Raw genomic sequence first — 17,103 nt, forward strand, 5'->3', positions numbered from 1 at the left:
TGTTAAGTGGGGTTTTTATTTGGGGAATAAAATGTCTTTATTACGAAAAACTCAAAGTGATACGGTAAATTCTGATGAATCAATCACAGCTGAGCGCCTTTTAAATGTATTGTCACAGATGCCTGATGATTTTTATGAGGAAGAAAGAACAGATGAGCCACCTCAAGAAAGAGAAGAGCTTTAAATGGTTTACGATACTTAATGATTAAGCTGTAGCTCTCAAAAACAATAAATTTCTCTCTTGAAATCATTTCTTGCAAAAATGACACCATCATTTTTGGAAATAGACAGTAGACATACATCAAAATATGGTTATACTTTATTCACCATTTCTAAAACCTATGGAGAACAAAAATGGTTACTGCTGGCGAAAAACCCGGAACAGGCTTCTATTTTTGTGTCCAATGCGGACATCGCACTTACTTAGAAATTGGTACAGATCGTTTACCCCAGTGTACCAAATGCCTTGGCAATCAATTTAAAAAATAAGATTGCTAAGCCGCACAGATAAAACAGATACTCCCTGTTTTAAGCAAAAGCCCTATCCAGTGATAGGGCTTTTTGTTAATTTAATAATAGTTGAAAAGATAATGAGAAAAAGGCAGATAAATCATTATGGAAACAATCCTGAGTCTATGTATTGGCATTGGTTTAAGTGCCGCCTGCGGTTTTCGTGTATTTGTACCGTTATTGGTGATGAGTGTTGCATCACTGATGGGCTGGTTTGAGCCAATGAAAGGTTTTGAGTGGTTAGCGATACCATCGGTATGTATTGGCTTAGCTGTCGCAACCATTTGTGAAATTGGTGCGTACTATATTCCTTGGGTAGACAATGCTTTAGATACCATTGCAACGCCAGCAGCGATGGTGGCTGGAACATTGACCACCATGGCGGTCAGTACAGGTGAAATGTCACAGTTTGCGAGCTGGGCGGCTGCGATTATCGTTGGTGGTGGTACAGCAACAGCTGTACAAATGGGCACGGTTGCGGTTCGTGGTGTATCTACTGCAACGACAGGTGGAATAGCCAATCCTTTGGTGTCTACAGGTGAATGGATTGGGGCAATCGTGGTATCGGTATTATCACTTATCGTTCCTGTATTGGTGGTGATTGTTGGTATTATTTTGATGGTGCTAGCGGTTCGCTGGTTAAGAAAGAAAAAACAAGAAAGCGTTGTTCATCCATTGTAGTTAGTGTGTTTTAGCATTTGTGAAACAAGTGTTTATCAAGATTCAAAGAGGATAATGACTCAATTCAATTGGGTTGAGTCATTAAATTGGATTAAGTGTTTTCTGTTTTTTGACATAGGAAGTTGATTCACTCTAAATCGAATACAAAGACAAATTTCCCCAACAATAAATCAATAAAAGAGAGATTGATTTTTGCATCATAAAGGCATACTTTTATTATGGGATTAATAAAAACATCGTTTTTACGGATTTAATCTCAAGGTCTTTTTAAGAGTATTGGGGGAAACTTTTATGATGGACAAATTTATTATCAATGTAAATGCGCAAGCCAATGGTGTATATGAAGTACATAATGCAAGCAAAGCTTGTGAGCATTTACCTAAGGCGGAAAATCAAAATCTACTGGGTTTTTTTGCGACAAGTGAGTTGGCAATTAAACGAGCAAAGATGAATTGGCCTCGTGAAAAAATTAAGGGATGTGTTTGCTGTTGTTAAGAAGCTCATAGCCTTTAACCAGCACCAATTTTACCTGCTGTTCCATCTTTATGTGGTGGAACTGCATAACATTAAAAGGGATAGAACGTATATCTATTCAATTGAAATGTAAATTTTAAACGTCAATTGTTTGAAGTCACGACGAAAGCTTATGCTGACTCATTTTTTTAAATAACTTGAGAATTGAAAGATGCTGATACTTTTTACTGGTTGATATAAAAATAGAAAAATTAATAAAAACTTCATCAATAAATAATCTGATTTTTGTGATGAGTGTTTGATAAAAAGTAATAAATTTTAATGATTTAACATAAATATTTGTTTTAAAACAAAGATATAAATGCTATTAATAGCTCATAATATAAACATCACATGGATAGGTGAGAACAATGAGAAAGTTCGAGGTCGAGATCAATTTGCCTGCACAAGATATCGTATCATTTGAGGCAGAGGACATTGAGCAAATTCGTGCAAAATTTTATGCGATCAATTGGCGCCGTTTATTCCTGACACAGGGACAAGTTGAAAATTCTGATATTTCCTTTGCTGTACAGGACACGGAGACAGAACTTTATTTACATATCCAGTTAAATACACACTCGAGTAAAGCAGACCCTGTTTTTCAGATCGATAGCAATATCCAACTGGTTGTTGAAAGTAAAGAATTTTTGGGATTTTTAACGCGCAAAAAGAAATATGATGTGGTGTATAAAAACTTAAACCAAGCGCAAGTTTCAGATCAGCTCAGCTTATTCCTAAATGGGCAAATCGAAGAGATGACAGAACAATATCGACAATTGATGCATAAAAAAATGCTGCAAGAGCATCGTTTGGCATAATGACTAGAGATCGACATCTTTTATAAAAAGTAAGGAAGCTTGAGCTTCCTTATTGATCTGTAAAAAAAAGAATAAACGGGTTTGATTGTTTGCCCAAAAGATAAAATACACCTAGTGCATATAAAAATTAAATATAGTGATAAATTTTACAATTTGTAATTTAAAATCAATGATTAATTTATAATTTTTTGATTGGAGTCGTTATTAATTTTAAAGAGTGTTGTTACACTACAAATAGATTTTAAGGGTATGCGTTATAAAATAATGAACAAGTTTGAAATTCAAATTCAGTATCCTAATCACACCGATGAGCGTGAGATGGAGCAAGAGAGCGATTTAGACATTGCTGAGATATTGGCGAAATTTGAAAGTATCAGTTGGCGCCGTCAACGCGTTTTGCAATTACAATTGGATGGTCGAAACACTATTTTTACAGTGTTGAACTCAGTGTCAGAAGCATTTTTAAAAATTACATTAAATGCTTATGCAAAAAGTGAGGATTTTGAATTTAAGATAGAAAGCAATATCAAATTGATTTTTCAACAACGTGAATTATTTGGCTTGATGACACGGAAAAATAAAGAAGTATTTGCAATCAAACACAGTACGCTTGAACAGGTAAAAGCGAGTTTAACCGCATTTTTAAATCAGGATACCCAAGGCTTGGAAGATATTTTGCGTGATAGTAAAACAACCTCGCTAAAAGATGCGTCTTAAGTTAGTAGATTAAAGCGTGTGATCATTTAAATAGAATGACTAAAATGCAAATTTATAAATTAAATTTGCATTTTTTTTAGAATTTATGCAATAAAAAATCATTAAATAAGCTTTGTTGAAAAATTTTCTTTATTAAGTAACTTTTAAAGGAAAATTTTCCTAAAAAATAAAAAAATTAATCTATCTTAGGAAAATAATCCCGAGTCGATTTGGCTAATATTTATCTCAAGGATGTAAGGGATCGAAAAGAGTAGATTGCTGCCAGTTGCGTACAGCGTGAGTGCAGTACTTACCCACAAGGTCTCGATTCGGCTTAGGACGCTATAAACCATAAGTTTGTAGGCAATAGGATTAAAACTTACCAAGTTTTAATAGTTGAAGTAAACCAGAGTTGTTTTCCCACTCATCCTGAAAAATTCGATAAAAATAATGTGAAAATCTCAAATAAGACTCATCAATTAAGCCTATTCAAAAGTATTCAAAACATCAGAAAAATACATCAAAGCAAAATGATTTCATCACAGCATCACATTAAAATAAGTTCTATACTTTATTCAAATAATGACAGATATTGAAACCAAACAATGATAAAGAGTATTGCAATGAATGATAAAAATGAAAATCATATTTGCTTGATATGTAATCAAACTTTTTCACATGCGAATGTTGTTCCGCTCGGGGCTATACGTAAGGTTATTACTGAAGAAATTGCACGAGATTTTCCCAATTGGTCTGCGCAGGATTATATTTGTAAAGCAGATTTAACCAAATATCGTATGCAGTATGTGCAATCTTTGCTTCAATCGGAGCAGGGGGAGGTGTCAAACCTAGAGTATGAAGTGCTTAATAGTATGCAACAGCATGAATTAATAACAAAAAATACTGAAACACAACTCGAAAAAAAATGGACCATTGGGGAAAGGCTCGCAGATAAAATTGCGACTTTTGGCGGAAGTTGGACGTTTTTAATTTGTTTTATGCTTTTTTTAGTTGTTTGGATTTTATTAAACACAGTTGTGATCGTAAAACAACCTGCTGATCCTTATCCTTTTATTCTATTAAATCTTATTTTATCTTGTCTTGCTGCAGTACAAGCACCAATTATTATGATGAGCCAAAACCGTCAAGAAGCCAAAGACCGCTTACGCTCCCAAAATGATTATCAAGTCAATTTGAAAGCTGAATTAGAAATCCGTCATTTGCATGAAAAAATAGATCATTTACTCATTCACCAGTGGGATAAACTGGCAAAAATTCAGGAAATTCAATTGGATTTATTATCGGAAATGAATAAAAGAGAAATAAAAAAAGACGAGTGAAAGATTAAAAATACAGAAAAAGCTTTTGAGCGTTACGGCTCTTTGGGGTTTGCATCTTTGTTGATAAGAACAGAAATATATTCTCGATTTTTTAAATTAGTTTGCAATAAAAAATCATTTTAGAAATATAAAAGATAAAAAATCCTGAGATTGTGTTTGATTGCGGGAAATAATTCTAAATTTCACGAGAAAATCTTAATCTTAGGAAAATAATCCCGAGCCGATTTCGTTAATATTTATCTCAAGGATGTAAGGGATCGAAAAGAGTAGATTGCTACCAGTTACGTACAACGTGAGTGTAGTACTTACCCACAAGGTCTCGATTCGGCTTAGGACGCTATAAATCAAAAGTTTATAGGCAATAGGATTAAAACTTACAAAGTTTTAATAGTTGAAGTAAACCAGAGTTGTTTTCCCGCTCATCCTGAAAAATTCGATAAAAACTATATTTTACAATTCCATTTATTTGATCTCATTAACTTACCGACAAAGCAATTAACAAATTACCTATAAGAAGCTAAAAATCATCATATTCAAAACTTTACTTTATTGCATATTTTAACTATAAGTGACTCATTGACGTCTAAATTCGATTATTAAAATTAATTAAAACATCGATTTAATTGGATTTTTGAAGTGTTGTTGTTTTGGGTTCTGCAATTCAAGCTGTTGTAAAAGCTTGCTACTATTGGACAAAGGATGATGTCTAAATGATTAAACAATTGGAGACCTATCTGTTGATGAGTTCGATGGTTGTACGTCGTATTAGTTTGCTTTTTATCATCATCATTTTAGGTGCAATTGATCTGGCGACTGGCTATGAATACTCATTTGCAGTGTTTTATCTGATTCCTGTTTCTATTGCTGCTTGGTATGACAACAGGCATATCGCGATGATTACGGTTATTTTATCGGGGATTACTTGGTTATATGCTGACTATAGTGCAGGGCACCAGTATACAAATTCGATTATCCCTTTCTGGAATGCTTGTGTAAGGCTTGGCTTCTTTAGTGTTGTGGCTTTTTTATTGTTGAGAATAAAAAATAATTTGAATGAAATGACTTTAATGGCAATGAAAGATTCTCTGACATCGCTGAATAATACTCGTGCCTTTAATTTAGAGTATCAGGCACTAAAAAAGCGATATTGCAAAAAAGAACATACCTTAGCTGTCGCTATTATAGATTTAGATGGCTTTAAAGCGGTAAATGATACCTATGGACATAGCAAAGGTGATGATGTTTTAGTCGAGTTCGCTCATGTATTGCAAGCTGCGACACGCCATTCTGATGTGGTTGCTCGTATGGGAGGTGATGAATTTGTAGTGATCTTACAAGATACTGATTTAAAAGGAATCGAGGACTACGCAAAACGACTTAGAAATAGTTTCTTATTTAGTGGCTTAAAGCAAAAATTCGGTATTGATTTTAGTATGGGAATCCGTATTTACAATGAATTACCTGACAATGTCGATGATGCAACACATCAGGCAGATTTATTGATGTATCAGTCTAAAGCACAAGGTAAGTCACAAACAACAATTCATGCAATCTTATAGACAGTAGCCTTACAAGCAGTAATAAGGCTAAAGATTTTATTCCTTTATGCTATCAAGTGGATTCGATTTTATTTCCCCATTGCTTAAATAACGGCTTTCAATATAGTTAACCTGTCAAAAAACGCATACACAAGAATATAATTTTTATTAATTAATTAAATAAATTATATGAAAAAATCAATTGTTTAATTATAAAAAAGCTTGCAATGCCACACCTTAAATTCAACGTTTAAATCCCTTTGCGTAGGCGATGCCTCACTTTTCAGAGATGAAAAGTGACAAAAATCTTTTGTTTGGCGAGGGGTACGTCCTGTACCCCCGCCCAACGGCGACATCCATGTCGCCCCGCGGTAGGATAACCATCTAGGATTCAAAAGCACAAAAAATGAATTGTTAACCAACAGTTTCTAAAAGTTCATACAAAACATGAGCTTAATTTCTGATCAATGACTTGATAGATATCACTTATATGAATAATTAACTGGTTTAAATATAGTGACTTTTGAGTATCCGAATACGCTTCCAGTAAGCGGATACATATCAATAGTCTATAAATATTTTACTTCTAATGTGGTGATCAAGGTTTCTAAGAGTAATAACACATCAGTTTTCTTGCGTGCATCAATAAAAAATACAGGTAAATTTAGATTACGTTCCATCAACCATTGACGGTATTGGTGCGTTGGCTTATTCATATCATCATCGATATGGGTGACTCCAATCACAATGTTTTCACCATATTGTTTAAAAATATTGAGGTAATATTCGAGTTCATCTAAGGGGGTTGCTAAGCTATGATCAATCAACAGAATCGTACCAATTGCGCCTTTGCATATCACGCCCCACATAAAGTCAAAGCGACCTTGTCCTGGTGTGCCATACAGCCCAACTTTACTGCCATCATCTAGGGTTACTTCGCCATAATCGATTCCCACGGTTGTGTTTAGTTTTTTATGGCTACGATCATCGGTGTTAAATGCTTCTGTTGCTAATACAGGTACTTCTGATAATGATTTAATCGCTTCAGTTTTACCTGCCCCCATTGAGCCTGCAAAAACAATTTTATACTTTTGAATAATCATCGTGTATTTATCCCTTAAAATTTAAATCGACTTTTTAATTTGTTAAAAAAGCTTTTTAAAATCCCTTTTTCTTCCGTTTGCTCAGTATTACTTGGTGTTTTATCAAATAGACTTTCTTTTGCTGAAATCAGTTCAGCGTTATGGATGGCTAGATTCGCAGCAACAAAGTGCTGCACGGTTGCGACTGGAATGTTGAGTTTGTCTGAGACATGTTGGATCTCAGCCCCAGAAATAAAGCATGCACTTAGTTGTAACAGTAATTTCTTATCCAACTCATTGGGCTGAATCCAGAATTTGAGACGATAATATTTATCAGCCGCAGGTACGGTGATTAAATTGGGGTTTTTCCAAATTAGGTTAAATAACCAATTTTCTAAGTTGAATTGTCGTTTACGAGAAACTTTTATAAAGTCTGCAGTGACTGCCGCGGTATAGTGTATCGAGCGATCTGTTTGGTATTCTTCACGGGTGGCTTCTAGCCATGCCAGATGTGCATGATGGTCGATAATCGCAATCGTGCCGAGATGATCATTTAAAATGACTTTGCGACTGTCGTGATGGAAAAGCGCTGCAAAAAAATCAATTTCTTTGATTTCAAGTTGATCCTCAGCTTCATCATCGGGAACTTGGCTAAGTTCCAGCTGTTCTGTTTCGGTCTTATGCAGTAATTTGATATTGACCCAGTTTTTCAATGTGAATTCGTCATAAATCGGGATGCAGAGTAAATTGTCTTCGGCACTTTCTTTATGCTCACTATGTTTTGAAATTTTTAAATAAGGAATATTTTTATTTTGGATAATATTCTGGATATTATTATTTTCAAAAAACTGCTCATTGATCAAAATACAATTTATATTTTGATCTGAAACACTTGTCCAATTTATACCAATATTGGTTGGTAAAATTTTTCTAAGTCTTATTTTAAGATCGTCAGAGGTGGTTAAACCTAAGCCTGAAATTGCGATATTGATACATTGATTGTTCATAATATCACTTATCTAATATTAAAAAATTAAAGTGTAAACTGTTTTTTAACGGTCGCAGTTAGTTTAAGTTAACGCTAGATTTGTTCTTTTTCCAGTAAAATCATTTTTTTAATGTTTAATTGCTTGGCATTTAATCAGTATATTTCTTACATTATTATCCTCCTGTGTAAACTATTAATTTTTCTTAACGTTTAGAGAGTTTCATAGCTTTAAATTAACATTAGTTATTATAAAAAATCTATCTTAAAGTTAAATAAATTGCTTAGTTATTTTTATCAATAAAAGCTTAACTTAATAGTGATTTGAATGTTTATTATGATTGTGCATATTTTATCATTTATAATATTATTACTGTGATTTTAATCACGTGAAATGATTAAAATTACTTAAGTATTTTTTACATGAAAAAAAGCGATCATTTCGATCGCTTTTTATAATTTTTGATTATCAGACTAAATTAAGCAAAAAGCTTCGTCGCTGCTTCAAAAAGAATATACAAAACCACAAGTGCCACCACAGGTTCTGCAATTTTAGCCCAAGTTGGGTTTGCCGTTTCGGTTACTACGACATCTTGATGATCTGTATGAAGATCTGCTTTTTGAACATTGACCATTTGATTAAACTCCTTCATCGTTTCATCTAATGATATCTCTTCTTCGGGTACAGGTTGAGAGCCAATCAGTTCGGTTAGTTCGTTTGTTGACCAAACCCAATCTTTCGCCTGACCTGATAGGTGCTCAATTTGCCCAATCACCAATTCTCGAAGCCCTCGCTTACCTAAACTTCCAGCTGTTTCAAGCTGCTTTAATTCAGCAAGCTGTAGTTCAAGAATTTCCGTTGTTGCTGGTTCAAGTATAGATTTATCTAAACTGGATTTATTCTGAGTAGAGGTGGTGAGGTGTCGAGAAATTTCTTGGCTGTACAACTGATCTTGCGAAAGAATTTCTTGATACAACGCATCATCATCTTTACGCCATAGCGTAATGAGTTTACCCAACGTTAAAGCATTGAGTTCTTCAATATGTGCTATACGTTGAGCAGGCTCTAATTGAGATAATAGCTGAGGCTTTTGAATCTTTATCTGCTCAGCAAAGTATTGTACGAGATCAAAAGCCATTCAGTTCTCCTTGTTCTATTCTAAAATTCTTAAACTTGGTTTTTTCTTTGGTGCCTCAGTTTTAGTTTCTACTTCTTCACTAGTATTTGATTCTAAAACATCTTCATCTATTTGCACATTGGCATATTCATCAGGATCAAAGAATAATCCTTGTCCATTTTCGCGTGCATACAAGCCTAATACTGCATTTATAGGCACATAGATATCTTTAGATGCACCACTAAAACGAGCAGAGAAGGTAATTGCTTCATTGGTCATATTTAACATATGCACAGAATGTGGTGCGATGTTCAATACAATTTGCCCATCTTGTACAAATTGTTGTGGTACATCGGTATAGGGTTTGGTTGCGTCAACAAGTAAGTATGGCGTTAAATTGTTGTCGCAAATCCATTCATATATTGCGCGTGCAAGGTATGGTCGAGTTGGGGTTAAGTTCAATTCTTGTTCAGACATTAAAAAATACTCTATTGATTTGCGATCTAGAATTTTGCCAAAAATTCACTATATCTGTTTTTCTCTTTAAAAGTCATCGACTTTAAAAAAGCAGGGCGGCTAAAAATCCGTTGGCAATATAATAAAATTGGACGAGATTGCTGTTTCGGTAATTCAATTCCCATATGTTTTAACCGTATGAAAATTGGCGCTAACATGCAATCTAAAATTGTAAAGTTTTCAGACATAAAATAAGGATAATGTTGAAAAAGTGGGGTCAGGGATACCAAAGTATCTTTTAATTGTTTTTGTGCATTCTTTTTTGCAGCTTCATTAAGTGTATCCGGGTGGCGTAGCATAATGTCTGCAAGTTTCAGCCAATCTTGTTCAAAGCGCCAAATATACTGTCTTTGCTCTGCGCGTGGTGCAGGGGCATCCGCATAGAGTTTGTTTTGTCGATAACGGTCATCTAAGTATTCAGAAATAATACTGGTATTAAACAGCTTTAAATCATTTTCAATCAGCATAGGTAGTTGATTATATGGATTTAAACTGGCTAAATCTTCATCATCTTCTTCGACAATGATTAAGGTGTGTTTAATTTGTTTTTCTGCAAGAAGAAATCTAATCCAATGTGAACGAAAGTCATCCTCGTGGCTATACAACGTAATCCCTTGTTGAGGTGCATTTTCGACAGGCATATTCCAAAAACTAAGTGAAGTGAATAGAGTAGAATACTAAAAATAGACAATAAAATCATCTTAACTTTAATAAGCTTATGGTGGGTATTGCTATCAAGTAGATAGAAAACAAGGATAAACCTATGAATTTAATAAATAAGCACAGTAAATTAGCTTTGGCATTGCTGTTGATGATGGGTATTTCAAATACATATGCAAAGAAGCAATCTGTAGATGCTCAAGTACAAGAGGCTGCTGCTGAAGCAACCGAAGCCGCTGGAGCGGAAGTGGCTGGAGCAGGGGCCTTATGTAGTGCAGACGAGGCCTGTGATGTTGCGTCTGCTGCTTCTGAAGATGAAATGTATGGTGGGATCAAACAAGAATATGTCGTAAAAGGTTGTAAGGTGACGATCTATAACGATGGACCCGTGAAAATGGTCAATGTAAAGACCGATAAGCCGTGTAATGCACCGATCCCGAAAGATCATAAGTTTTCTAAGGAAACTCGAACTTATCAGGAAAATGGCTGTACGATTACAGAATCAAAAGCTGCTGATGGGATTTCTGACGCTGTCATGGACTGTTCTAAGCGAGATAAAACAAAATAACTTCGAATAGTTACCACATAAAAAAACCTCGGCAAATGCCGAGGTTTTTTGTCCGATTCGGTAAACGAATTAACGTTTAGAGAATTGAGGACGTTTACGAGCTTTACGTAAACCAAGTTTCTTACGTTCAACTTCACGAGCATCACGAGTAACGAAACCAGCTTGACGAAGAGCAGGTTTTAAAGTCTCGTCAGAAGCGATCAATGCACGAGTAATACCGTGACGGATAGCGCCTGCTTGACCACCGATACCACCACCAGCAACAGTGATGTAAAGGTCAAATTTTTCAGTAACTTCTAAAAGCTCAAGTGGTTGACGAACAACCATACGAGCAGTTTCACGACCGAAATACTGTTCAAGAGTGCGGTTGTTGATTACGAGTTTACCAGTACCAGCTGATAGGAAAACACGTGCAGTTGCGGTCTTACGGCGACCTGTACCATAGTTAGTAGCCATGTGCTGTATCCCTTAGATGTCCAAAACTTGTGGCTGTTGAGCAGTATGAGGATGCTCAGTACCAGCGTACACTTTCATTTTCTTGATCATCGCGTAACCAAGAGGACCTTTTGGCAACATGCCTTTTACAGCACGTTCGAAGATTTCTTCTGGTTTGTGAGCAACTAATTTTTCGAAATTAGTTTCACGAATACCACCAGGGAAACCAGTGTGGCGATAGTATTTCTTATCAAGTGATTTTTTACCAGTCACTTGTACTTGTTCAGCATTGATCACAACGATGTAGTCACCAGTGTCAACGTGAGGCGTATAAGAAGTTTTGTGTTTACCGCGTAAACGACGAGCGATTTCAGTCGCAAGGCGACCTAAAGTTTTGCCAGAAGCATCAACAACATACCAGTCGTGTTGAACTTCAGCTGGCTTAGCGCTGAGAGTTTTCATTAAACCACTACCTATTATAGTTGGTTTGGACTATGGAATCTGTCCAAACAAAAAGGAGTGCGAATTCTATCTGAAAAGAGTTAGAGTCGCAATTGAAATATTGAATTTCAAGCGCATCATTATATGGATAAACGTACCCAAAAGCAAAGCTTAGTTTGGATAAAATGTTGTAAGGTTTTCTGATTTATATTGGAATTGTGACGGGATTCATGAATAATTAAACTGATATAAAGAAAATAAGTCAGGCAAAAATGAAAATAATAAATTCAATAAAATTCGTTCTACTGCTATTGGGTATAGGTAACTTAAACCTGAGTTTTGCTCAAGCGGATTTTCTGGATCAGCAAGCCCAGTTCAATCAATTGAATTCAAAGAACATACTAGAAAATGAAAAAACATTGGGAAATGAAAAAATAAAACAAATCGGAAACACTAAGGAAGGAAAAGTAGCAAGAAAACAACAGCGAGAAGAACTGGATACGATTATAGATGCCAAATGGATGACGGCCGATTTTAGTGAAGAAATTCAATCCGCATATCCTTGCCAAGCGGTTGGACTGCTTATTCAAACGCAACACATCCCTATTGGTGAAGAAGTCGATGCAGTCGTGCAATGGAAGGATGATGACGATAGAAGCCGAAGTGGCGAATATACAGTCTATGGAAAAGTTGAACCTGACCAACGGGTTAGAATAATCTTTGATCAACATGTTGACCCAGCCAAGTGTGGGAAAGAGGTTGAATCGATGTTTGATTTCTCTGAGATCGATCAAGAGCAAGCTCAACCAGAAACTCGGCCAGCGACTAAAAGTCAGCTCTAAAGGATTCTAAGTTTCAATCATCTAAGTCTGATGAAATACAAAAATTGTTTACAATGGTCTTATATAGGTGGTTTGAGACATTGTTTTTGGTTTTTTTTTACATGATTTAGTTATATTCAATATAAAAATGAATTTGAATTAGAAATGATAATTTAGAACCGATGTATACTGTCTATGCAAGGTCTGTTAAAAGAGTTCTAGATGCTTCCTTTATATATAACCAGTGGTGAGCCTGCTGGCATTGGCCCAGATATTTGTTTAGATTTGGCAGATCGTATTGATGATCGTCCAGTTGTTGTATTGGCTGATATCAATATGTTGAGGGATCGTGCCAAAATTTTAAACAAAAGTATTCAGCTTATTGAATATCAAGGGCAGAGGGAGTGTTTGGCTCAAGGTCAGCTCTATGTGGAACATGTTCCTTTAGCCGTGGATGTTGTTTTAGGGATGTTAAACTCGCAAAACTCTGCATATGTGATCGAACAATTACGCCGAACTGCATACTATGCCATGCAAGGACTCAGTGTTGGTGTTGCTACAGCGCCAGTACAAAAGTCAATTATCAATGACGCAGGGATCCACTTCAGCGGTCATACGGAATATTACCAAGAGTTTGCTGGTGTGGAACGTGTGGTCATGATGCTTGCAACAAAAACCTTAAGAGTTGCTTTAGTGACCACGCATTTACCACTGCGGGATGTTGCAGATGCGATAACCAAACAGCGTCTCCATCAGGTAATTGATATTCTTATTCATGATTTAAAAACAAAATTTAAAATTAATCATCCGCGTATTTTGGTGTGTGGCCTAAACCCGCATGCTGGAGAGGGTGGCTACTTAGGTCATGAAGAAATTGATACGATCAATCCAGTGCTTGAAAGTTATCAAGCGCAGGGTATAGACATGAGTTTAAGTATGCCTGCTGATACTTTATTTACTGTGGATCATTTAAAAGGTACTGATGCTGTTTTAGCGATGTATCACGATCAAGGTTTACCTGTGTTAAAATCGCAGGGATTTGGCGAAGCCATTAATATTACTTTGGGTTTACCTTTTATTCGGACCTCAGTTGATCACGGTACTGCGCTCTCCCTTGCAGGTACAGGCCTTGCAAAAAGTTCAAGTTTGCATGTCGCTGTCGATTTAGCGCTTGATCTCGCTCGCTCGAATTAACTTTATTGAATAATAATTATTTGAATTTCAAACAAATGGAAAATGAGTAATGTCAATCATTAAGCATAAGAACAACCATATAACACCACAATCCATGAAGCGTTGTATAAAAAATAGCATAGCGGCTGTATTGATCGCCTCTATGCTATCTGCTTGCTCGAACCTTGCAATGGATCACAGTGTATGTGATTTACGGGTTTTATCACTGCAAATTCCAAGACAGTCACAAGATGTTGTGCAATATGCTGGTTCACTCACTGTAGATAATTTAAAGAACAGCCAAGAAAAATTTAATCAAGCATTGGCAATGGTGCATAAAAAATATGCGAATCATAGTGGCATGGATAAAATGCTTAAAGACGGAGAAGCAATCAATGCTAATATTGATCTTCTGGTAAAGCATCGAGATAAACTAATGGCTTTACAAGACTTCAGTATTTTTGTTCAAGAAATTATACCTGGTATTCAAGCTGAATATAATTTAGTGACAGATCGAATGGTTCGCTTAAACTACCCATCAGCTCAAGTTATCGTCTCGAAATATCAAGTTTTTGTGGGTGAACGTATGTTACGTTCAATGCAAGAAATATCCAGAGGTGGTAGAAATTCAGCGACCAGTATGGAAGATTTTCTGGCTGATTTTGAGGTATTGAATATCTACCTTGAAGCACAGCTTAAAGGAAATACTGAACTGGGTATAGATCGTGTTAAAGATGCAGAGATGCGTGAGGGCTTAGAGTCAATTCAAGAAGATGTTAAGAAAATCTTAGCGTCTGAGGTTATGAATCTTCTTCGAAAACCAGAGAATCTCGCTTTAGCATACAAAGCAGCGAGTGAAAATGTGACTAAATCTGATGAAATTTTTAATAGTCTAAGCAAGTTAGAGTCGAATACGCAATAGTGGTCATCAATCAATGTGGAGAATTTTATGTATCAAATTAATGCCCTAAACCCTAAAGATGAAGGGCATCATACGCGTAAGCGTTTTGGACAAAACTTCTTACATGACCAACGTGTGATTGCCAAAATTGTTCGTTCTGTTGCCCCGCGATCAGGGGAAAATATTGTTGAAATTGGACCGGGTTTAGCCGCTTTAACTTCACCTTTAAATGGTGAATGTGATGCTTTGACAGTGCTAGAACTGGATCGTGACTTGGCAGCAGGCTTGCCGGGTCGAGTACCACATCCTGAACGCCTCACCATCATTGAAACTGATGCGTTAAAATATGATTTTACTGAATTATTTCAGGAAGGTCGTCCTTTACGCGTGGTCGGAAACCTACCTTATAATATTTCAACCCCTTTGCTTTTCCATCTCTTGGAGTTTGGTGACAAAGTCAAAGACATGCATTTTATGTTGCAAAAAGAAGTGGTTGATCGTATTACCGCATCTCCAAACACCAAAGAATATGGGCGTTTGTCGGTGATGATTCAATACTTCTGCAAACCTACTTTCTTATTTGAAGTGCCACCGGGATCATTCAATCCACCACCAAAAGTAACATCTGCGGTATTCCGTTTAGAGCCTTATGCGACTAAACCAATTGTTGCTAAAAGTGAAAAATCCTTGGCTCGTTTGGTATCGCATGTGTTTACCCAACGCCGAAAAACATTACGTAATAGCTTAAAAGGCATGTTGGTTGAAGACGGTTTTGAAAATGCTGGTGTAGATCCAATGGCACGCCCAGAAACCTTAACATTAGCTCAGTTTGTTGCATTATCTGACCAAATGGTGGCTTAAATGGCGCTGGAAAAAGTCAGATATAATTATGTGATTGGTGATGTACAAGGGTGTTTTGAAGCACTGAAAGCACTGCTCAAAGAAATTCAGTTCGATGCTGATCAAGATTTTATTTGGTTTGCGGGCGATTTAATCGCGCGTGGTGAAAATTCAGTGGGTGCATTACGCTTTATCAAAAAATTATGCGAACAAGGCAATGCTGCGACAGTCCTTGGCAATCATGATTTAAATCTGCTGGCGGTTGCACGTGGGATCAAAAAACTCAAAGAAAAAGACCATATTGATGATGTTATTCATGCTTTAGAAAGTGATGAGTTGATTGATTGGTTGCGTAAACAGCCTTTGTGTTTATTTCCCAATGAAAAGACGATTTTGACCCATGCGGGTATCCCGAATATTTGGGATGCGGAAAAGACTGCCGCGTTGGCCAAAGAAGTAGAAGCAGTCTTAGCGCATGATGACTTTGCTGTGCTCGATTCATTTCTAAAAGAGATGTATGGCACTGAGCCAGATTTATGGGTTGATGATTTACAAGGTCATGCTCGCTTACGCTGTATTACCAATTATTTAACCCGTATGCGCCTGACTGATGCACAAGGTCGTTTAGAGTTTAGCTTTAAAGATGCTTTAGATGAGCCGATGCCAGCAGGTTTTCAGCCATGGTTTAAATTTGAATCGCAGACAGCAAAAACTCATCAGATCGTTTTTGGACATTGGGCAGCGTTGCAAGGTGAGCGCATCAATGCGCAAATCCAAAATGTCGATGGTGGTTGTGTTTGGGGGCATCAACTGCTGGCTTATCGACTAGAAGATCAAAAACTTTTTAGTGTCGATAATCCTGTTTTTTGATATGAATAAAGCCACAACATGTGGCTTTTATTTTGGGCAATATCACAAGATTCAAGCATAGTGCCAATGCACCATTTTCAATGATTTTAATCTTTTAAATGGCGAATTTATCTATCAATTAAAAAGCAAATTATTCTTGTCGAATCCATGTCTGACTTCGACCAATCAGCGAAATACCAAGATAGCCACGTAAGGTCAGGCGGTTTCCACTTGCATTTAAGCGGGCTTTGCCATGATAAATTTTTCCTCCGCGAGGATCCAGAACTTCACCACCGATATAGTTGTTTGGATTGTTTGGATCAGCTTTTAACTTTTGTAAAATAGTTAAGCCAATAATGGGTTTATTGGTAAAGGGTGCGGGGCAATTGCGACATTGTGTTAAAGCAGTTTCGCCAGGTGCAGGAAAATCTTTAATGATTTTGCCGACATAAGTATCATCTTTTAGTTTCTCGATTTGAATATGTGCACGAACATAACCTGTTTTATCATCAACAGTGCGCCATGTGCCAGTGATGTCAGCTGCATGTGCCCAGCTGATCATTCCCAGTAGCATACAACTGAAAATTCCTTTTTTCATAAGCATACCTATTTTCT

Annotated in this window: 21 protein-coding genes and 1 pseudogene; 14 read left to right on the forward strand and 8 right to left on the reverse strand. The window is 36.4% G+C overall.

The window, feature by feature from the left end; translation table 11 throughout:
• The first annotated feature begins 31 nt into the window (after positions 1-31).
• The 8 genes from AC07WY_RS10330 to AC07WY_RS10365 all read left to right on the forward strand — a co-directional run bounded on the left by AC07WY_RS10330 (position 32) and on the right by AC07WY_RS10365 (position 6,120).
• Positions 32-184 carry a hypothetical protein gene (locus tag AC07WY_RS10330; protein ID WP_171287899.1) on the forward strand — a complete coding sequence of 51 codons (153 nt, stop codon included), beginning with the start codon at positions 32-34 and terminating at the stop codon, positions 182-184.
• A 170-nt stretch (positions 185-354) separates the two neighbouring features.
• The gene (locus AC07WY_RS10335; protein ID WP_004722968.1) at positions 355-489 is read left to right on the forward strand and encodes a zinc ribbon-containing protein; all 135 of its coding nucleotides are present in this window, start codon (positions 355-357) and stop codon (positions 487-489) included.
• Between the two features lie 126 nt (positions 490-615).
• Entirely contained in the window at positions 616-1,191 is a 576-nt protein-coding gene (locus tag AC07WY_RS10340) for a DUF4126 domain-containing protein (RefSeq protein WP_151956807.1), read from the forward strand.
• A 291-nt stretch (positions 1,192-1,482) separates the two neighbouring features.
• Positions 1,483-1,686 (forward strand): hypothetical protein, encoded by a 204-nt coding sequence (locus AC07WY_RS10345; protein WP_081407350.1) that lies wholly within the window; start codon positions 1,483-1,485, stop codon positions 1,684-1,686.
• 389 nt (positions 1,687-2,075) lie between these two features.
• Complete coding sequence (locus tag AC07WY_RS10350; RefSeq protein ID WP_004819197.1) at positions 2,076-2,525, forward strand: hypothetical protein; 450 nt, start codon at positions 2,076-2,078, stop codon at positions 2,523-2,525.
• 249 nt (positions 2,526-2,774) lie between these two features.
• Positions 2,775-3,242, forward strand: coding sequence for a hypothetical protein (locus AC07WY_RS10355; protein WP_004819199.1), 468 nt, complete (start codon positions 2,775-2,777; stop codon positions 3,240-3,242).
• A 602-nt stretch (positions 3,243-3,844) separates the two neighbouring features.
• On the forward strand, positions 3,845-4,561 hold the full coding sequence (locus tag AC07WY_RS10360; protein ID WP_004819201.1) for a DUF1003 domain-containing protein: 717 nt from the start codon (positions 3,845-3,847) through the stop codon (positions 4,559-4,561).
• Positions 4,562-5,271: 710 nt separating this feature from the next.
• Positions 5,272-6,120 carry a GGDEF domain-containing protein gene (locus tag AC07WY_RS10365; RefSeq protein WP_494736326.1) on the forward strand — a complete coding sequence of 283 codons (849 nt, stop codon included), beginning with the start codon at positions 5,272-5,274 and terminating at the stop codon, positions 6,118-6,120.
• A gap of 548 nt (positions 6,121-6,668) precedes the next feature.
• Here the strand turns inward: AC07WY_RS10365 and AC07WY_RS10370 are convergent.
• The 5 genes from AC07WY_RS10370 to AC07WY_RS10390 form a co-directional block, all read right to left on the reverse strand.
• Positions 6,669-7,202, reverse strand: a complete 534-nt coding sequence (locus tag AC07WY_RS10370) for a GTP-binding protein (protein WP_239046409.1) — start codon at positions 7,200-7,202, stop codon at positions 6,669-6,671.
• Positions 7,203-7,216: 14 nt separating this feature from the next.
• Positions 7,217-8,188: a hypothetical protein gene (locus AC07WY_RS10375; protein WP_494736327.1), complete on the reverse strand. Its 972-nt coding sequence runs from the start codon at positions 8,186-8,188 to the stop codon at positions 7,217-7,219.
• A gap of 457 nt (positions 8,189-8,645) precedes the next feature.
• A complete protein-coding gene (locus AC07WY_RS10380) occupies positions 8,646-9,305 on the reverse strand; it encodes a hypothetical protein (protein ID WP_004819206.1) in 660 nt (219 codons plus the stop codon).
• 15 nt (positions 9,306-9,320) lie between these two features.
• Complete coding sequence (locus tag AC07WY_RS10385; protein ID WP_004722950.1) at positions 9,321-9,761, reverse strand: ClpXP protease specificity-enhancing factor; 441 nt, start codon at positions 9,759-9,761, stop codon at positions 9,321-9,323.
• 26 nt (positions 9,762-9,787) lie between these two features.
• Positions 9,788-10,441: a glutathione S-transferase N-terminal domain-containing protein gene (locus AC07WY_RS10390; RefSeq protein ID WP_004722947.1), complete on the reverse strand. Its 654-nt coding sequence runs from the start codon at positions 10,439-10,441 to the stop codon at positions 9,788-9,790.
• 170 nt (positions 10,442-10,611) lie between these two features.
• Between AC07WY_RS10390 and AC07WY_RS10395 the strand changes: the two are divergent.
• A pseudogene (locus AC07WY_RS10395) lies at positions 10,612-10,920 on the forward strand (hypothetical protein); the annotation flags it as partial.
• A 177-nt stretch (positions 10,921-11,097) separates the two neighbouring features.
• Here AC07WY_RS10395 and rpsI read toward each other — a convergent pair.
• Positions 11,098-11,484 (reverse strand): 30S ribosomal protein S9, encoded by a 387-nt coding sequence (rpsI, locus tag AC07WY_RS10400; protein ID WP_004647927.1) that lies wholly within the window; start codon positions 11,482-11,484, stop codon positions 11,098-11,100.
• A gap of 12 nt (positions 11,485-11,496) precedes the next feature.
• Complete coding sequence (gene rplM, locus AC07WY_RS10405; protein ID WP_004722943.1) at positions 11,497-11,925, reverse strand: 50S ribosomal protein L13; 429 nt, start codon at positions 11,923-11,925, stop codon at positions 11,497-11,499.
• Positions 11,926-12,215: 290 nt separating this feature from the next.
• On the opposite strand from rplM, the gene AC07WY_RS10410 reads away from it, so the two are divergent.
• The 5 genes from AC07WY_RS10410 (at position 12,216) to AC07WY_RS10430 (ending at position 16,509) form a co-directional block, all read left to right on the forward strand.
• Positions 12,216-12,746 (forward strand): hypothetical protein, encoded by a 531-nt coding sequence (locus AC07WY_RS10410; RefSeq protein ID WP_494736328.1) that lies wholly within the window; start codon positions 12,216-12,218, stop codon positions 12,744-12,746.
• Positions 12,747-12,947: 201 nt separating this feature from the next.
• A complete protein-coding gene (pdxA, locus tag AC07WY_RS10415) occupies positions 12,948-13,919 on the forward strand; it encodes a 4-hydroxythreonine-4-phosphate dehydrogenase PdxA (protein WP_494736329.1) in 972 nt (323 codons plus the stop codon).
• Between the two features lie 49 nt (positions 13,920-13,968).
• Positions 13,969-14,820, forward strand: a complete 852-nt coding sequence (locus AC07WY_RS10420) for a pilus assembly protein PilJ (RefSeq protein WP_419334961.1) — start codon at positions 13,969-13,971, stop codon at positions 14,818-14,820.
• A gap of 27 nt (positions 14,821-14,847) precedes the next feature.
• On the forward strand, positions 14,848-15,660 hold the full coding sequence (gene rsmA / locus AC07WY_RS10425) for a 16S rRNA (adenine(1518)-N(6)/adenine(1519)-N(6))-dimethyltransferase RsmA (protein WP_419334959.1): 813 nt from the start codon (positions 14,848-14,850) through the stop codon (positions 15,658-15,660).
• The gene (locus AC07WY_RS10430) at positions 15,661-16,509 is read left to right on the forward strand and encodes a symmetrical bis(5'-nucleosyl)-tetraphosphatase (protein ID WP_244015123.1); all 849 of its coding nucleotides are present in this window, start codon (positions 15,661-15,663) and stop codon (positions 16,507-16,509) included.
• A 130-nt stretch (positions 16,510-16,639) separates the two neighbouring features.
• Here AC07WY_RS10430 and AC07WY_RS10435 read toward each other — a convergent pair whose 3' ends face one another.
• Positions 16,640-17,086 (reverse strand): DUF2147 domain-containing protein, encoded by a 447-nt coding sequence (locus AC07WY_RS10435; protein WP_494736330.1) that lies wholly within the window; start codon positions 17,084-17,086, stop codon positions 16,640-16,642.
• Positions 17,087-17,103 lie beyond the last annotated feature (17 nt).

Source organism: Acinetobacter sp. GW821-FHT01C12, from assembly GCF_059422625.1.

Excerpts from the sequence above, each read along its gene's own strand:
- AC07WY_RS10340 (WP_151956807.1), top strand. The coding sequence starts at position 616 with ATGGAAACAATCCTGAGTCTATGTATTGGCATTGGTTTAAGTGCCGCC.
- AC07WY_RS10385 (WP_004722950.1), bottom strand. The coding sequence starts at position 9,761 with ATGTCTGAACAAGAATTGAACTTAACCCCAACTCGACCATACCTTGCA.
- AC07WY_RS10420 (WP_419334961.1), top strand. The coding sequence starts at position 13,969 with ATGTCAATCATTAAGCATAAGAACAACCATATAACACCACAATCCATG.
- pdxA (WP_494736329.1), top strand. The coding sequence starts at position 12,948 with ATGCTTCCTTTATATATAACCAGTGGTGAGCCTGCTGGCATTGGCCCA.
- AC07WY_RS10330 (WP_171287899.1), top strand. The coding sequence starts at position 32 with ATGTCTTTATTACGAAAAACTCAAAGTGATACGGTAAATTCTGATGAA.
- rsmA (WP_419334959.1), top strand. The coding sequence starts at position 14,848 with ATGTATCAAATTAATGCCCTAAACCCTAAAGATGAAGGGCATCATACG.
- AC07WY_RS10365 (WP_494736326.1), top strand. The coding sequence starts at position 5,272 with ATGATTAAACAATTGGAGACCTATCTGTTGATGAGTTCGATGGTTGTA.
- AC07WY_RS10335 (WP_004722968.1), top strand. The coding sequence starts at position 355 with ATGGTTACTGCTGGCGAAAAACCCGGAACAGGCTTCTATTTTTGTGTC.
- AC07WY_RS10360 (WP_004819201.1), top strand. The coding sequence starts at position 3,845 with ATGAATGATAAAAATGAAAATCATATTTGCTTGATATGTAATCAAACT.
- AC07WY_RS10380 (WP_004819206.1), bottom strand. The coding sequence starts at position 9,305 with ATGGCTTTTGATCTCGTACAATACTTTGCTGAGCAGATAAAGATTCAA.
- AC07WY_RS10355 (WP_004819199.1), top strand. The coding sequence starts at position 2,775 with ATGCGTTATAAAATAATGAACAAGTTTGAAATTCAAATTCAGTATCCT.
- AC07WY_RS10390 (WP_004722947.1), bottom strand. The coding sequence starts at position 10,441 with ATGCCTGTCGAAAATGCACCTCAACAAGGGATTACGTTGTATAGCCAC.
- AC07WY_RS10430 (WP_244015123.1), top strand. The coding sequence starts at position 15,661 with ATGGCGCTGGAAAAAGTCAGATATAATTATGTGATTGGTGATGTACAA.
- AC07WY_RS10350 (WP_004819197.1), top strand. The coding sequence starts at position 2,076 with ATGAGAAAGTTCGAGGTCGAGATCAATTTGCCTGCACAAGATATCGTA.
- rpsI (WP_004647927.1), bottom strand. The coding sequence starts at position 11,484 with ATGGCTACTAACTATGGTACAGGTCGCCGTAAGACCGCAACTGCACGT.
- AC07WY_RS10375 (WP_494736327.1), bottom strand. The coding sequence starts at position 8,188 with ATGAACAATCAATGTATCAATATCGCAATTTCAGGCTTAGGTTTAACC.
- AC07WY_RS10435 (WP_494736330.1), bottom strand. The coding sequence starts at position 17,086 with ATGAAAAAAGGAATTTTCAGTTGTATGCTACTGGGAATGATCAGCTGG.
- rplM (WP_004722943.1), bottom strand. The coding sequence starts at position 11,925 with ATGAAAACTCTCAGCGCTAAGCCAGCTGAAGTTCAACACGACTGGTAT.
- AC07WY_RS10370 (WP_239046409.1), bottom strand. The coding sequence starts at position 7,202 with ATGATTATTCAAAAGTATAAAATTGTTTTTGCAGGCTCAATGGGGGCA.
- AC07WY_RS10345 (WP_081407350.1), top strand. The coding sequence starts at position 1,483 with ATGATGGACAAATTTATTATCAATGTAAATGCGCAAGCCAATGGTGTA.